Origin of the sequence: Dendronalium phyllosphericum CENA369, from assembly GCF_016056275.1 — a bacterium.
GTDB lineage: Bacteria > Cyanobacteriota > Cyanobacteriia > Cyanobacteriales > Nostocaceae > Dendronalium > Dendronalium phyllosphericum.
The window spans coordinates 1-15,464 of the sequence record NZ_JAECZA010000012.1 but is presented as its reverse complement, the minus strand read 5'-3'; the positions used below and the strand labels follow the sequence as shown (position 1 = coordinate 15,464).

Below are 15,464 nucleotides of genomic sequence, written 5' to 3'. Positions count from 1 at the left end.
AGAGACGCGATTAATCCTTGTCTGTACAATACTATTTTTCGTATTGTTCGTAAGCAGCAACAATGCGTTGAACTAAAGGATGGCGGACGACATCTCGCTGTGAAAATTCACAAAAGGTAATGCCTTCAACATGTTTTAAAATTTGCAAAGCTACTGTTAGCCCTGATTGTTGGTTGAGTGGTAAGTCGGTTTGAGTAATATCACCTGTAATCACCATGCGAGAACGGAAGCCTAAACGAGTCAAAACCATTTTCATCTGAGCGGGTGTGGTATTTTGGGCTTCATCCACAATCACAAAAGCATTATTCAATGTACGTCCCCGCATATAGGCAAGCGGTGCTACTTCAATGACACCGCGTTCCATTAAATTAGGGACTTTTTCGGGATCGATGAATTCATAAATAGCATCGTAAAGCGGACGTAGATAGGGATTAATTTTTTGCTGTAAGTCTCCAGGCAAAAAGCCAAGTTTTTCACCTGCTTCTACGGCAGGACGAGTTAAAATCAGTTTCTCTACTTGGTTAGCTAACAGTGCCTGCACGGCAACGACAACAGCAAGGTAAGTCTTACCAGTACCAGCAGGACCGATACAAAATGTCAAGTCGCGTTTGCGTATGGCATCAATGTACTGCCGTTGTCGAAAGGTTTTAGCGCGAATTTCTTCGCCTCGACGAGTTTTAGCTAAGACATCTCGTCGTAATTCTTGTAGTTCGTCTTCTCGATGGTTATCTAGGGCTTGACGAGCTGTTAAAATGTCGGCAGTGGAGATAGTATTGCCTTTAATCCACAAGTCTTCAAGCGATCGCACTAATCGGGAAGCTAAGTCTTTTTGCGCTTCAGTACCAGAAATGTATACTTCCTGTCCGCGTAGTACTAAGCTAGCTCCTGTTTGCCGCGATAAAATTTTGAGATTTTCTTCACCATCACCTGCTAGAGCGATCGCACTAGGAATGTTAGGCAGCTGAATTATTAAGGCATCTGCCATAAGTATTTCTGAATTTCTGAGGATGCTGTTTTTGACAAAGGATAATATTTGACTGACAGGGCGTAAAAATGCAATTTTTTGAGTTTATTTTTATACTATTCTATAATAAATTTTGATATTACTAGTTCTAACCAAGGTTGCATTAATTTTCTCGGTTAAAACTACTACCTAATTTATAATCAAATTATATTTCAGTAATTAAGAATACTTCAATTTTAAATTAATTATTATTTTATTCGATCCCGACTTAGAAAGTAAAAGTAGAGACACTCGTATTTCAGTCTCTACTTTGTGTAAATTTGAGCTAACAATGCTCTCAAAACTTCACTTACACAATTACATACGTTAGCTACTTTAACCAAAGCTATTGTTTAGATTTAGTAGCGAACGCCTTTGCGTAAGGCTTCAGCTTTGCGCTGACGACGCAAACTGGGTTTTTCATATCTTTCTCGGCGTTTAATTTCAGATAAAATCCCAGCTTTTTGAATTTTCTTTTTAAAACGTCTTAATGCAGAATCAATCGACTCATTGTCTCCTAAACGGACTTCAGCCACTCCTTAATTTCACCTCCTTAGAGAGTTATCTGAAGTGTGAAGTATGAAGTTTGAAGTGTGGAATTTTATCCTTTATCCTTCATTCTTCATCCTTCATTTTGTATCAGATTTGCTCTTTAGGTTTTAACCTAACGGAAACGGGGTTTAGCAATAGGTATACTAGGGCCATTTCCGCGTCGTTCCCTCGGTTTGGGAGGTGGCGATCGCTCTTCGGTGTCCTCATCAAAAGATGTACCTTCTCGACCTGGGGTAGCGCTGCCGTAGATATCCAGGTATACTGACTGCCCAGCAGCTGCGGCAGCTGCGGCAATCACTGTCCGAATAGCCTGAATGTTGCGTCCTCCTCGACCAAACACTTTGCCTTTATCTGTGCTGTCAAAGGCGATGCGAATCCAAGCCCGATTGAGGGTCTGAGAAATTTCACAATCGACGCTTAAACTTTCTGGAGATTCTAAGAACGGTTGTATCAAAAACCGTACCAGCTCAACGTAGTTAGGACTAGCTGTCACGGATTTTATTCCAACTTTAGGATGCGGCTGGGGCACTGACCTGTTCAAAAACATTAGCTTTTACTAGGATGCGACGGACGGTGTCAGTGGGTTGAGCGCCTTGTTGCAGTCGCTTGACGATGCCGGGAACGTCTAATCGCACTTCATCAGTTCTTGGGTTGTAGAATCCCAATTCTTCTAAAGGACGACCATCGCGGCGAGCGAGGCTATTAATGGCGATAATGCGGTAGCTCGCTTCCCGCTTTTTGCCGTATCGCTTCAAGCGCAGTTTGATCATGGTTGAGGAATCATTCTCCTATTTGTAATACTGAAATGCTAATTTTAGCACTTGACCAGCTTTTCTTGCTATGAGTCAGTGTCAGTTGTCATTAGCCACTGACCACTGACCACTGACTAGAGATTGCCGAAACCTTTTTTCTTCTTATCTTTATTCTTTTTCTTTTTGGTGCTTGCGCCGCCAGTATAACCTCGCCATCCAGGGGCAGGACGATTACCACCCCCACCTGCAAAAGCGTTGCCCATACCGCCACCACCAAACATTCCGCCTGGCATACCAGGGAAACTACCTTGACCCATTTGCTGCATGAGCGATCGCATTTTTTGGAAATCAGCTACCAATTTGCTCACATCCGACTCTTTATAGCCGGAACCAGCAGCAATTCGCCGCCTTCGACTGGGAGAACTGGCTAATAAATCTGGGTCGTGGCGTTCTTGGCGAGTCATGGAGTTAATCATCGCCTCACAGCGCTTTAACTGGGTTTCTCCCTGTTTTAGCTGGTCATCTGAGAGCTTGTTCATCCCCGGAATCATCTTGATGATGCCTCCCAGCGATCCCATATTCTTCAACAAGCGCAGTTGCTTGAGAAAGTCTGTAAAGTCAAACTTCGCTGACAGGATTTTCTCCTGCATTTTTTCGGCATCTGCTAAGTCGATTTCTTCTTGGGCTTTCTCTACCAAAGTCAAGACATCGCCCATTCCCAGAATTCGGGATGCCATGCGATCGGGATAAAATGGTTGTAGTGCCTCGACTTTCTCACCCACACCCACAAACTTAATCGGTGCTCCCGAAATCTGTCGCACTGACAGCGCTGCACCACCACGGCTATCGCCATCTAGTTTGGTGAGAATCGCCCCAGTGATCCCAATCTGCTCGTGGAAAGTCCGGGTGAGATTTGCTGCTTCTTGACCAGTCATCGCATCCACGACTAACAAAGTTTCGTCGGGTTGGACTGTTTGTTTGATGCGGGCTAATTCCGCCATCATGTCTTCGTCAATTTGCAGACGACCAGCAGTATCAATAATTACTGTATTGACACCTTCTGCTTTGCCACGCTCTACACCTTGGCGGGCAATTTCTACTGGGTCAGCGTCGCTTCCTAGTTCAAAGACTGGCACATCAATTTGCTTACCTAATGTCAGCAGCTGATCGATTGCTGCTGGGCGATACACATCTGTCGCTACTAACAAGCAACTACGATCTAATTTACGTAGATGCAAGGCTAACTTGGCAGTAGCTGTGGTTTTACCAGTACCTTGCAACCCAGCCATCAATACAACAGTAGGTTGTTCTTGGGCTTCTGCCAAGGGAACATTTTCTGTTCCCATCACCTGTACCAGTTCATCGTGAACAATTTTGATAAACTGTTGGTCGGGACGCACGCCAGCAATCACCTCGGCTCCCTGAGCTTTGGCTTCAACTTCACTAATAAAATCTTTGACTACTTGGAGGTTGACATCTGCTTCCAACAAAGCGCGGCGTACTTCCCGCAAAGCGTCTTGAATGTTGGATTGAGAAATTTTATCTTGTCCCCGCAGTTTCTTCCAAGCGGTTTCTAAACGGTCAGATAGAGCTTCAAACATAATGTAATCACAAGTAGTTAGCCAATGGGGAAGTCCGAACAGCCGATGAATGCGATTCAGAATTTCCTGCAAATTTAAACGTGCTATTTACCAGCTTAGTAGTTTTCACTGCGACTTGAGCAATCTAATACCTGACTGTGCTGGGGTGGTAAACCGTCCTTTGTATAGAAATTTGAATTTTTAATATCTTTCTATTGGGTGCATAGAGAATTTTTAGTTAAACACAAACCAACTTTATTTTTCTGTGTGTCGGAATTACGAATTACTACACGCTATCTTTAGCTAAATCGTACATGGCAAGAAAATCTGTGACACCATAATCTCGACCCAGCTGGTGGAAAAGAGTCGTCACTTGGCTGCGGTGGTGAGTTTGGTGGTTAAAAAAATGAGCTAGGGCGAACCATAGGGAATGTTCTCGTTCGATTTGCCGAGCAACGTTACGATAACGCATAGAAGTTGATAGCATCTCAGGCTCAAGTTCCTGCATCCATTTCTCTATTACCCCATCCGTTTGGTTTCGTTCGTGACGCAGTTCGGCGAAGTCAGTATAAAGTATCTGCCCTAAAGACTCGTAATCTAATAACAGCTTCGCATCCTGCAAAGCTTGAAATGTATAGCACGTAGTAATAGCAAATCTCCCTAGCCAAACGCGATCGGTCAAAAGCAGATGATTCAGCGTTCCGTGAATAGACCCAAAAAATGCTCCTAAGTTGCGCTCTCGTTCTTTTTCTGTAAGAGATGCTGCAATGTCATAAATTTGGTTATTTGCCCAGGAATTGTATTGAGACATCAAGCGAAACTGGCTGAGGTGAGTCGAATCTGACATTATTTACAAACCCTCAATATTCAAACATCTTGCAGGATTTTACATGGAATATTGCTTGTAACATATTTCAAATTGGGTAGCAACTGGCGTGGAAGGTATACGGCTTTGATGTTGGGAAGCGAAACTTCACCCTTGATTTTGCTCTGTAGGGGTAATATCAAATTGTGAAGTTTTAACTGTCTAAGCAAGATGGAAATCACTTTAATTGAACAATTGGAAGAAAGGCTACGGCAGGCTATGCTCAAAAATGATGTCTCAGCCTTAGAAGAGCTAATTGCCGATGATTTAGTTTTTACCACCCACACTGGTGAATTAATTGATAAGCAGACTGACTTAGAAGCACATCGCTCTGATACTCAAAAACTTGTCCTACTCAATGGTCAACAACAACAAGTTAAAGTCTATGGTAATACAGCAGTAGTAACAGTCAAAATGGAGGTTGCTGGCACTTTTGAAGGCAAAGCTTTTGTAGGCATATACCGATACACAAGAGTTTGGGCTAAGTCACAACCCCAAGGAAATTGGCAAGTCGTCGCTGGTCATGTTAGCCAAGTAGGTGACTAAGGAAGCAAAATAAGAAGGACAAGAAACACTCGCAACTTCAAGTTAGAACAGGTTATAAGAATTTATCCTTTAGTTCAATCACAGTAATATCTTTTACAATTAGAACTTTTTTCTGAGGTTGCTACTTAAAAACGTCAAATAAGCATGATTGTCGCAAGTCTAGCCAAAAAAAGATGAAGGATAAAAATTCATCCTTCATCTAAACTTTCAAGAAGCCCAAAGGGCATCTAAATACTGCATCAATTAGAAGTTAAAGGTAGTTCTCAACGTACCAATCACCGCATCTTCGTTGTCAGTTGTAGATTGACCGGGATTTGTTAACCAAATCACACCAGGAGTAATGGAAATGTTGTCGCTGACGCGATATCGATAGAAGCCTTCAATGTGATAAGGGCGATCGCCACCTGCACTTCCTAAATATGGTTGTGCGCCTGCGAAAATTCCTAAGAGGTTGCCTTTCTTACCAAAGTCTGGTAAGGCTACCCCAGCACCGTAACTCCAAACTTCGCCATCATCACCAGCACCAAAGCCTGTGATGTCGCTATAAACTACAAAGCCACTAATCGATAGTTTGTCACTTGGTTTGAAAGCGGCTTCAACACCGTAGGAGTTACTAGCATATGCATTGCCAGCACCAACAAAGTTGGCTTGGAGAGTACCGACTACGCCACTCGTTGTACTTGCCGAACCGGCATCGAATAAAGCAGTACCGCCACCATGATATCCGTGGACGTAGGTTGCTGCTAAGGTAAAGCGATCGCCAACGTTCAAATTCAACTGTCCTAAAGCAGCATAGTTACCCTCAAATAAACCCGAACCTCCTAGCGGGTTATTTGGTTCAGATCCAAAATAGCCCAAAGTTAATGAAGGTTTGAAGGTACTGCCACCACCAAAGCCCAAGTTAACGCCAATACCAGCACCCCCGCCAATGCGATAAATGGGGCTTTCAGAAGCAAAGGTAGACAAAGCACCGTTACCACCGTCATAATCCTCAAAGTATGGGTTGACGGTAGGAACGTAATCGCTGTGAATACCTCCAGTAGCAGCAATGTAAACTTGGGAGTTGCTCCCCAACGGGAAGTAATATGACAACCAGTCGATAGCAGCGCTATTGGTCGTATTGGGGGCTAAGTTAAAAGTTTGAGTTCCTTCAAACGTGTCATTTGGCAAAGTCAATCCGACGGCATTACCAGCAGCAATCCTAGTGTGCAGGGTATCTTTACCTGTGAAGCTGGTTTGTAGGTCTAAACGTACCCTGTCTTGGAAGACAGTGTTATTATCGTCGTTGCCACCAAAGTTGTCAGTCACAGCAAAAATTGCCTCACCAACTAACTTGGTTGTTGTAGAGAACTGATGAGCTTCTAGTTCCGCAGTACGTGCTTCTAGAGAATCTACTCGACCGCGCAGAGTTGCTAATTCTGCGGAGAATTCTTCTTGCAAGCGTTGTAAGGTTGCCAAATCTTGTTTTGTTACCAAGTCAGCGGTTGCTGTAGCAATTAATTCGTTAACTCGATCCAAACAAGCATTCAAACCTGCGGCAAACTCATAGCGAGTCAGTGCTCGGTTGCCACGGTAAGTTCCATTGGGATACCCAGCAATACACCCGTAGCGCTCAACTAAAGATTGTAATGCTTGAAATGCCCAGTCAGTTGGTTGTACGTCAGAAAACTGAGAAACTGATGTTACTTGAGACAGTGAATTTTGATTGTTCGCTTCACTGCTATAACGCTTAACTTGTTCTAAAACGTTATTGTCATCAGTTTTCGCTTGAGCAACTAACTGCCTAGAAGCTGTTGGTGCTTCTGCGAGAAATACTTCTGCTTTGATATCTTTAGCGGAGTCTAGAGTTTTAGCAGCAATTACTCTAGACGAACACAACACCGTCACTCCCAAAACTACTGGACTCAATACCAGAGTTTTCCACCATAAATCTGACATTTTATTTTCCCTAGAAGACGTAATTGACCACAAATACACCTATGTACAGAGAAAATCCTGATGTTTGAAACATTATAGGTTAACTTTATACAATACCTAAAGGATTATTTAAGGTCAATGGGTATACAAGATACAGTAAAACGATTTGTGGTGTTTTCCGTTGTTTATGTGTTGTTTTCAAGATAATCTCTATCTTGAATATTCTAGGTATAAAATTTATCAAAAATTCGATAAGTATTGCAAGTGGGTTTATTACTCGTCTCATTCAACAATCTTTTCGAGTGTTATTGAGATAGTAATTTTGCCAAAAACTAACTTATACCACAGGCTGCTAATTTTGCGGCTAAAGTATTAGGGTATCGCCATGATTGAGAACCACCAATCCAAATTCGTGAAGGTAGATGACCGATTGGTGCTTTGAGGCTGAAATTTAATTCATTGGCAAAAGTAGAATTGTATATATGCCAACCAACTAAATTACAAAAAATTCCATAGTCTCTATTCGCCTTTTTATAAATAAGTGTTTGGACGCTAAAACCAAAGCGTCCCCGACTGTAATTGACCCATAGTTCGTCGATTGTCTGCAAATCTTTACAGGGAAATTTATCAATATCGCTACTAAATATATAACTACCTCTAGGCTTTGCTAATGCCTGACACATCAAATCCCAAGTTTCTCGATCTGCTGATTGCCATTTTCCTTTTGCTAATAGATCGTGCAAATGCGTGTAATCAATAGTAGTGAATGTGGGAGAAATAGAAATATTTAGCAATTTATTTGAGTGTTGTTCCATTGTCTGCAATACTTCTGTGGCAGATTGGAAGCGTTGCGAAACGGCATTTTGTAAAAGTTTATCTAAAATTTGGCTGAGGCGATCGCTAACAATATTATTTGCTGGTAAATGTTCTTGCCATACCCAGCGATCGCTAGTAATATCGAACAAATCAAAGGGAGAAATAGCGGTGAGTAAGTAGATACATGTTACCCCCAAGCTATAAAGATCGCTGGCTGGTAATGCCTTACCTCGCATTTGTTCGGGAGCAATAAATTCTGGGCTACCTACTATTGTGCCTGTACGCGATTGTCTGATATTAGTGCTAAATTTAGCAACTCCGAAATCTATTAAAACTAGGTCTCCTCGAAGAGAACGGCGCATAATATTTTCTGGTTTAATATCTCGGTGGATTACTTGTCGGGAATGGATAAATTGCAGTGTGGGCAATAAACCCTTTAATATCTCCCAAATTTGTGGTTCTTTAAAAACACCTTGTTGTTGTAATTCTTGTGCGAGTGTTTTGCCAGCGACGAATTCCTCGACAATATAAAACTTGTGATTTTGTTCAAAGTGCGCTAATAATTTAGGTATTTGAGGGTATTCTAATTCATTGAGACGAAGCGCTTCTTGATGAAATAATTTGACTGCCTTATGCCAAACCTCAGTATTTTCCTCTGGGAAACATAACTGTTTGATTGCACATTGGGGTTTAGTGGGAAGATGTTCGTCAATAGCTAAAAATGTTCTACCAAAGCCACCGCATCCAATAACAGTGAGTGGGCGATATCGCTGTTTGAGTAACAATTCCTGACCACAACTATTACAAAAACGAGAGCGATCGCAATTTTGCGGACGCAGGCAATCAATATTGGTACAGTAGCTCATAGTAGATTAATACTATTTGTTGCAATTTCTATATATAAAGTATTCCCAGGCGATCGCCCCTTTGCTAACTCCAAGCAGATAAAGCTGAATAAATACCAAAATTAGATAATTATTTTTTTGAGGCTCTTAAAAAATCATCAAAATATCAACGTAAAAAATGTGGTTTTAACTACGCTATTCAATTGAATTAGTAAGATAAACTTACCATGTGTATGCATCAAAGTACTGATTTTAATTAAGTAGCAAAAAAGAGATAAACATGAGTAACAAAGTCATCTTATGGGAAGAAAACCAAAAAGATTTTCTCAAGAAGTTCTACGATATACAATTCACTCCCAGAGTAGGAGAGGAGGTTTACCTAAAAAAGGAACAATGGAAAGTAACTAGAGTTGAACATGATATAGAAGTGAATGAGATTAATGTCTACATGGAAGTAATTAAAAAAGCCAAGCAGGAGAAATCATCTAATCACTAAATATAGCAATGTGCTGAGTGCTGAGTAAAAAACCAGTTGCTTTAAGCCTTTGAGCGAGCGCAACTGTCCTTAAAAGTGTAACTACGGCTATAAAAGTAAATATCCTAGGCTTCTTGAATAATCCAGAAGTCAGAATACTGGAATAAAAATCAAAAGCGTGGAAATTCAGAGGATGTTTGAAAAGTCGCACGTATAAGCTAATAATCATTCAAATTGCATCCCCGCGTCTTTCTAAGGCAAAGGATTGTGCAACTTAAAGGCAGATTAGCTTACTAGTCACCAGTAGGACTCCAATTCATACTGAATTTTCGCTCCTGACTCTGGAATTCTATTTAGATAAAAGGGAGGTTATTAGCCTCCCTCAATTCTTAAAATAATATTTTTTTTAGATTTTTCCTATGCTGCTATTGTCTGGTTCGGCTGAGAATTTTGCTTCAACATTTGGACAATTTGCTCGGCAGTAACAGCAGGACTAAAATAAAATCCCTGGACTTCGTGACATCCTCGCATTTCTAGATAGTCAACTTGTTCTTGAGTTTCTACACCTTCTGCTGTGATGTTCAAGCGGAGGCTCTTTGCCAAGGCAATGATGGCATCAGTCACAGCAGCGCTATCAGGATTGGATGTAACATCATGCACGAATGAGCGATCGATTTTGAGCATGTTAAAGGGAAAACGCTTTAAGTAGTTCAAAGAGGAATAACCAGTACCGAAGTCATCTAGAGCTAGCCAAATACCCAGTTCTCGTAATTGTTTTAAGGTTGTAACAGATCGCTGAATGTCAACCATCAACAAGCTTTCTGTCACTTCTAGTTCCAAGTACGAAGCTTCTAGTTCAACTTCTTGAAGAATCTGGCTAACGACTTGCAATAGATTCGGTTGTTCAAACTGTCGCGCAGATAGATTCACAGATATCCGAATTGGGGGAAGTCCAGCCGACTGCCAAGCACGGTTTTGAGCACAGGCAGTTCGCAAAACCCATTCCCCAATTGGTACGATTAAACCATTGGCTTCAGCAATTGGAATAAACTTGGCTGGAGAAACCAAACCCCAAGTCGGATGCTGCCACCGAATTAGCGCTTCAACTGCGGTCACTTGCCTGGCATGCAAATCAATTAAGGGTTGATAATGAACTTGTATTTCATTGCGCTCAAGCGCTCCATACAATTCATTTTCTAACGCCAGTCGCTCCTGCAATTGAGCATTCATTTCTGGTGAATAGAATTGGTATCGATTACGATGTTGTTGCTTTGTTTGGTACAGTGCGATATTAGCTTGTTGCAAGAGTCGATCTACACCATTACTATCATTGAGGTCATTAATGGTGATACCAATGCTGGCTGTAATGTGTATTGAGTTACCTTCTATAGAAAAAGGTTTTGCCAGCGTATTTAATAATAACTGGGATAGCTTGATGACGTTCTCAAAAGACGGAATTTCTGTCCGAGCGATCGCAAATTCATTTCTACTCAAATTGCCAAGAATATCTGTTTGCCCCATACAGGTTGTCAAACGCTGGGCAACTGCTCTTAATAACAAATTTAATGTATTATGCTCGAATGCATGACTCAGATCGGTAAAATCATCAATGCTCAGTAAAAATACAGCGATCAACCGTTGGTTATTCTGCGGTTGAGATAAAATTTGATGTAAGCGATCGCGGAATAAATCTCGATTGGGTAAGCCAGTTAAATTATCGTAATTGCTAATGTAGTGAATTAACTCATCTAATTTCTGAAGAGTTTGTGAGGTATCTGCCATTAACGTACCTGCTTCATCAGCATAGTCTGTAGGCAGTTCGGGTAATGTTTTGGTGTTGAGATAGTCTTGCAAGGCAGCAGATGTCAAAATCACTGGGGCGAGAAGATGGCGTAGCGTATACAGGGTAGCTGCCGTACCTGCTAAAGTAGCTAGCAGAGCAATAATCAAAACTCGTGCCGCCATCTCCAGAGAATAAGAGTTTGAAATCAAAAAACTCAAGAGTAAAGTTAGAAGTGGTACGTGAGTGCCCACAAATGCCACAAACATGATTTTCGCAGGGTAACTTTTCTTGAGCAATCGGAAATGAGCTAGGAATGAGTAGAGATAAAGTTGGCGATCGGGTTTCATATATCCTGGTGTGAAGTTAGCAAATTACCTGTCAAAAAACTTGGCAAAACAGTGTCTTAGTTCGCAATCGAGTTGAATAAATTTACACGGAAAACTCTTAGCTACAAGTTATATATTATGCTTCCCAATATTACTTTTTACTTAATAGCTTTGTTGATATTTTTTCTGTAAAGCTGTTTCCAATGATATTTTTGATAATTAAATTTGCTTTTCGTAGAATTACTAATTTATGTATAAAATTCTCATAAATATAATTTTTGTCAAGGTTAGACTTAAGTAGTTTTGCGATCGCGGTTTGCGAACGTCAGAGTTAAATGGTAAAAAATATTACTAACGTTGAAAAAATTTATTACTTGTAAGATATTCTTAACTGCACCTGATACAGAAGTCAGCAGTACTTTTAGAGCCTAATGCTAAAAAAGATGCACGAGTCTATGTCCTCTTTATCTCAAACTGTGCAAAGTAGTGATGTCCGTCAGTTGGATATTAACCCAAATCATTGGTATGTGGTAGCACGTAGTGTTGAGGTAACAAAGAAACCCATAGGTATAATAATTTGGCAGCAAGCGATCGCACTTTACCGCGACAGCCAAGGACAAATTCACGCCTTAAAAGACTGCTGTCCCCATCGTCAAGTTAAACTCAGTCACGGACAAGTAGTTGGTGATGAATTGGAATGTGCTTATCACGGTTGGCGCTTCAATTATAAAGGTGAATGTGCAGCAGTTCCGTATCTAGCAGCAAATCAAAAACTACCAAATTGCACAATTCGTCGTTACCCAGTAAAAGAACAAGACGGTTTTATTTGGTTATTTCCTGGAGATGTAGAACCATCTGTAGAACCGTTGGGTTTACCAGAATGGGAACATCTTAATTATATTGCTACAGTTTCAGTTATTAATTGTCAGGCTCATTATTCTTTTTTAATTGAAAATTTGATGGATATGTATCACGGGCATTTGCATCAAGATTTACAAGCTTGGGCAGAAGCAGCATTGCAAGACATTGATGAAGATGATAACCGTGTCGATGCTCATTACACAGCACAAAGTTATTATAAAATAGATAAAATTTGGTCTATATCACAGTTATTTATTCCTGCACTGCGACGGTTACATACTGAAGCCTTAAATGTCAGTTATGTTTATCCTCATTGGGTTTCTACGTTAGGCAAAGATTTTAAAATTTACTGTTTATTGTGTCCGATAAATGAGACACAAACAAAGGCTTATTTAATTCATTTCACCTCATTAAATGCCTTTTGGCGATTGCATAAATTGCCTGTGTGGTTTCGCAGATTTGTGAAAGATAGTTTATTTGGTGCAGCACAAAAATTACTTGATGGTTTAGTTTTTCAAGATGTGCAAATGATTGAGGAAGAACAGCAAGCATATTTGCATAATTCCCAAAGGCGGAATTATGAGTTGAATCGAGCCTTAGTGAGCGTGCAAAGATTAATAAAAAGTCAAGTTAAGATTTTAAATTGATAAGCTAATAATCATTCAAATTGCATCCCCTTTCAGGTTCGGAAGTTTGGACTCCGCTTTCCGTCGAGTCCGAACTGCCGTTAGCGAAGCGTTAGCGACGCAGGAGCGTCACCCGAAGGGGCAAAGATGACACTTGCTTCAACCGAGGGAACCAAGGGCTAGCAGTGTCTCCCCAAGACCGCACTTCTCTTTGCACGCAACTTCATCTTTGCGTCTTTCTAAGGCAAAGGATTGTGCAACTTCAAAGCAGATTAGCTTATTTTATAGCGGCTCTCTTTTGGATGAAAAAGGTATATCTGCCATTTCGGCTTTTCTGTAAATGCATAAATTCTATATATTTAATTTTTTGTATTAAAAATTTACAATTTTTTTAAGAAGTATACTATAACAGATGAGTCAAACAGTGGGGAAGTAAAGTTAATTACAAAAATACTCCTTGCCAGTATGTAATCTAGGTGCTTTAATAACGATTGCGTTCTGCTACATAGTCCTAGTGGCAAAAGATGCACAAACCCATAGCGCCTTGTCATCATACATGGCTGCTATGTTCATAAAATTACAGACTCGAAACATTAGACTTAAAGAAAGGACAAGGTAGTACCATGTCCTTTAAACTAAAATTTCTCTAAAAGCTAGACTAATTGGAGCATATATGGAACCAATCATTGCTATTGTCTTAGCGCTTGTAGGCTATGCCTTAGGATCTGCAAAAATTATTAATGAAGGAAATGAAGCTTTAGTCGAACGTTTAGGGCGATATCATCGCAAACTTACGCCAGGTCTTAACTTCATCGTTCCGCTAGTTGATTCCATTGTTATGGAAGATACTACACGCGAACAAATTTTAGACATTAAGCCGCAGAATGTAATTACCAAAGATAACGTCTACCTAGAAGTTGATGGCGTTGTCAACTGGCGGATTACTAATATGGAAAAAAGTTTTTATAGAATCGATGATATTCAGATTGCATTAACAAACCTAGCTCAGGTCGAACTCCGTGCCAATATTGCCGATAGAACACTATCGCAAACCATAGCCTCTCGAAACGAGATGAACCAATCACTGTTACAGGTTTTGAACGATACAAGTGCAGAGTGGGGAGTTCAAATTATTCGGGTGGATATTCAGAGCATTACACCACCTGAGAGCGTACAGAAGTCAATGGCAGAGCAGCAAGCCGCTGAAATCAAAAAACAAGCAACCATTAGTGCGGCAGAAGGAGATTTGCAAGCTGCAATTAAGAGAGCTGAAGCAACTAAAGAATCTATTCGCATACTTTCTGAAGCCATAACGTCCAAGACCGAAACTAAAGACATTCTCAAGTATCTTGTAGCTCAAGAACATCTGGAAGCTAGCCAAAGGCTCAGTGCCAGCCAAAATGCTAAAATTGTCTTTCTCAATCCAGCATTATCAGAAGGAGCATTGGATCAGATGATTGGCGAAGCAGCAAGTCATGAAATTGAAGGCAATGGTTCCGAGAAAAGTTCTAAGTAGGTAGGTGTAAATATTTCTTGTTGTGAAAAGGCAGAACGCATCAAAGGTACAATTTAAAATCCAAAATCCCAAATCTAAAATCGATCTGTGTGAGTTTTAATTAGATTGTCGCAACAATACATCAGCAACCAGCGAAACATCACGCATTTCTCGAACATCGTGAACTCGTAATATATCTGCGCCATTGAAAATAGCAGCACAACATGCAACTGCTGTTCCCCAAACTCGTGCTTTTGGCTCTGGTTGATTTAAAATGCGGCCGATAAAACTTTTACGCGATGCTCCAACTAAAATAGGGCTGTTGAGCGCTTTTAATGACTGCAAGCGGCGAAAAATTTCTAAATTTTGCTCGTAGTTCTTCGCAAAACCAATACCGGGATCGATGATGATTTTCTCTCGGTTAATACCCGTAGCAGTCGCCGCCGCTATTTGCTTTGCCAGGAAATTATAAATCTCTCCCATTAAATCCTGATAATCAGTCATTTGTCGCATCGTCAACGGTGTTCCCTTGATGTGCATCAAAATAATCGGCACATCTAAACTCGCCACTGTTGACAACATATCTGAGTCAAACGTCCCACCAGAAATATCATTAATAATATCCGCTCCAGCTTCTACAGATGCTTTGGCTACAGCAGCCCTAGTTGTATCTACAGAAATCGGTACTGAGATTTTTTCTCGTAGCACTTGCAATACAGTGATTACTCGGTCGAGTTCTTCTCCAAGAGTTATTTGTTCTGCTCCTGGTCGAGTTGATTGACCGCCCACATCGATAATGTCAGCACCAGCAGCCTCCATTGCTTGCGCTTGTGCCAAAGCAGCAGAAGCACTGTTAAAATCACCTCCATCACTAAAGCTATCAGGCGTTACATTCAAAACACCCATCAAATAAGTACGCTGTCCCCAATCGAAACAGTGCCCCCGAATTATCAACTTGCTGGACATAAATATGCTCTTGCTTAGAGAGACTGGGGAGCAGGGGGAGCAGGGGAAGATGAGGG

At 40.9% G+C, this 15,464-nt stretch carries 14 protein-coding genes; 4 read left to right on the top strand and 10 right to left on the bottom strand.

Annotated elements, in window-relative coordinates:
* Positions 1–31: 31 nt before the first annotated feature.
* The 6 genes from I8752_RS04715 to I8752_RS04690 form a co-directional block, all read right to left on the bottom strand.
* Entirely contained in the window at positions 32–985 is a 954-nt protein-coding gene (locus I8752_RS04715) for a PhoH family protein (RefSeq protein WP_214431172.1), read from the bottom strand.
* A 377-nt stretch (positions 986–1,362) separates the two neighbouring features.
* Positions 1,363–1,539 carry a 30S ribosomal protein S21 gene (gene rpsU / locus I8752_RS04710; RefSeq protein ID WP_214431171.1) on the bottom strand — a complete coding sequence of 59 codons (177 nt, stop codon included), beginning with the start codon at positions 1,537–1,539 and terminating at the stop codon, positions 1,363–1,365.
* 128 nt (positions 1,540–1,667) lie between these two features.
* Complete coding sequence (locus I8752_RS04705; protein ID WP_214431170.1) at positions 1,668–2,102, bottom strand: KH domain-containing protein; 435 nt, start codon at positions 2,100–2,102, stop codon at positions 1,668–1,670.
* On the bottom strand, positions 2,065–2,325 hold the full coding sequence (gene rpsP, locus I8752_RS04700) for a 30S ribosomal protein S16 (RefSeq protein WP_214431169.1): 261 nt from the start codon (positions 2,323–2,325) through the stop codon (positions 2,065–2,067). The genes I8752_RS04705 and rpsP overlap by 38 nt, the downstream gene beginning before the upstream one ends.
* 116 nt (positions 2,326–2,441) lie before the next feature.
* Positions 2,442–3,908 (bottom strand): signal recognition particle protein, encoded by a 1,467-nt coding sequence (gene ffh / locus I8752_RS04695; protein WP_214431168.1) that lies wholly within the window; start codon positions 3,906–3,908, stop codon positions 2,442–2,444.
* A 265-nt stretch (positions 3,909–4,173) separates the two neighbouring features.
* Entirely contained in the window at positions 4,174–4,734 is a 561-nt protein-coding gene (locus I8752_RS04690) for a DinB family protein (protein ID WP_214431167.1), read from the bottom strand.
* Positions 4,735–4,923: 189 nt separating this feature from the next.
* Here I8752_RS04690 and I8752_RS04685 point away from each other — a divergent pair, with 189 nt between their 5' ends.
* Positions 4,924–5,298 carry a nuclear transport factor 2 family protein gene (locus tag I8752_RS04685; RefSeq protein WP_214431166.1) on the top strand — a complete coding sequence of 125 codons (375 nt, stop codon included), beginning with the start codon at positions 4,924–4,926 and terminating at the stop codon, positions 5,296–5,298.
* Positions 5,299–5,541: 243 nt separating this feature from the next.
* Here I8752_RS04685 and I8752_RS04680 read toward each other — a convergent pair whose 3' ends face one another.
* Both I8752_RS04680 and I8752_RS04675 read right to left on the bottom strand, forming a co-directional pair.
* Positions 5,542–7,236: an iron uptake porin gene (locus I8752_RS04680; protein ID WP_214431165.1), complete on the bottom strand. Its 1,695-nt coding sequence runs from the start codon at positions 7,234–7,236 to the stop codon at positions 5,542–5,544.
* Positions 7,237–7,547: 311 nt separating this feature from the next.
* Positions 7,548–8,897, bottom strand: a complete 1,350-nt coding sequence (locus tag I8752_RS04675; RefSeq protein ID WP_214431164.1) for a serine/threonine-protein kinase — start codon at positions 8,895–8,897, stop codon at positions 7,548–7,550.
* A gap of 259 nt (positions 8,898–9,156) precedes the next feature.
* Between I8752_RS04675 and I8752_RS04670 the strand changes: the two genes are divergently transcribed.
* Positions 9,157–9,372, top strand: a complete 216-nt coding sequence (locus I8752_RS04670) for a hypothetical protein (protein WP_214431163.1) — start codon at positions 9,157–9,159, stop codon at positions 9,370–9,372.
* Between the two features lie 396 nt (positions 9,373–9,768).
* Here I8752_RS04670 and I8752_RS04665 read toward each other — a convergent pair whose 3' ends face one another.
* The gene (locus tag I8752_RS04665) at positions 9,769–11,481 is read right to left on the bottom strand and encodes a putative bifunctional diguanylate cyclase/phosphodiesterase (protein WP_214431162.1); all 1,713 of its coding nucleotides are present in this window, start codon (positions 11,479–11,481) and stop codon (positions 9,769–9,771) included.
* Between the two features lie 434 nt (positions 11,482–11,915).
* Between I8752_RS04665 and I8752_RS04660 the strand changes: the two genes are divergently transcribed.
* Entirely contained in the window at positions 11,916–12,968 is a 1,053-nt protein-coding gene (locus I8752_RS04660; protein ID WP_214431161.1) for an aromatic ring-hydroxylating dioxygenase subunit alpha, read from the top strand.
* A 652-nt stretch (positions 12,969–13,620) separates the two neighbouring features.
* Positions 13,621–14,463, top strand: a complete 843-nt coding sequence (locus tag I8752_RS04655; RefSeq protein ID WP_214431160.1) for an SPFH domain-containing protein — start codon at positions 13,621–13,623, stop codon at positions 14,461–14,463.
* Between the two features lie 96 nt (positions 14,464–14,559).
* Here I8752_RS04655 and folP read toward each other — a convergent pair whose 3' ends face one another.
* Complete coding sequence (gene folP / locus I8752_RS04650; protein WP_214431159.1) at positions 14,560–15,408, bottom strand: dihydropteroate synthase; 849 nt, start codon at positions 15,406–15,408, stop codon at positions 14,560–14,562.
* Positions 15,409–15,464: the final 56 nt, after the last annotated feature.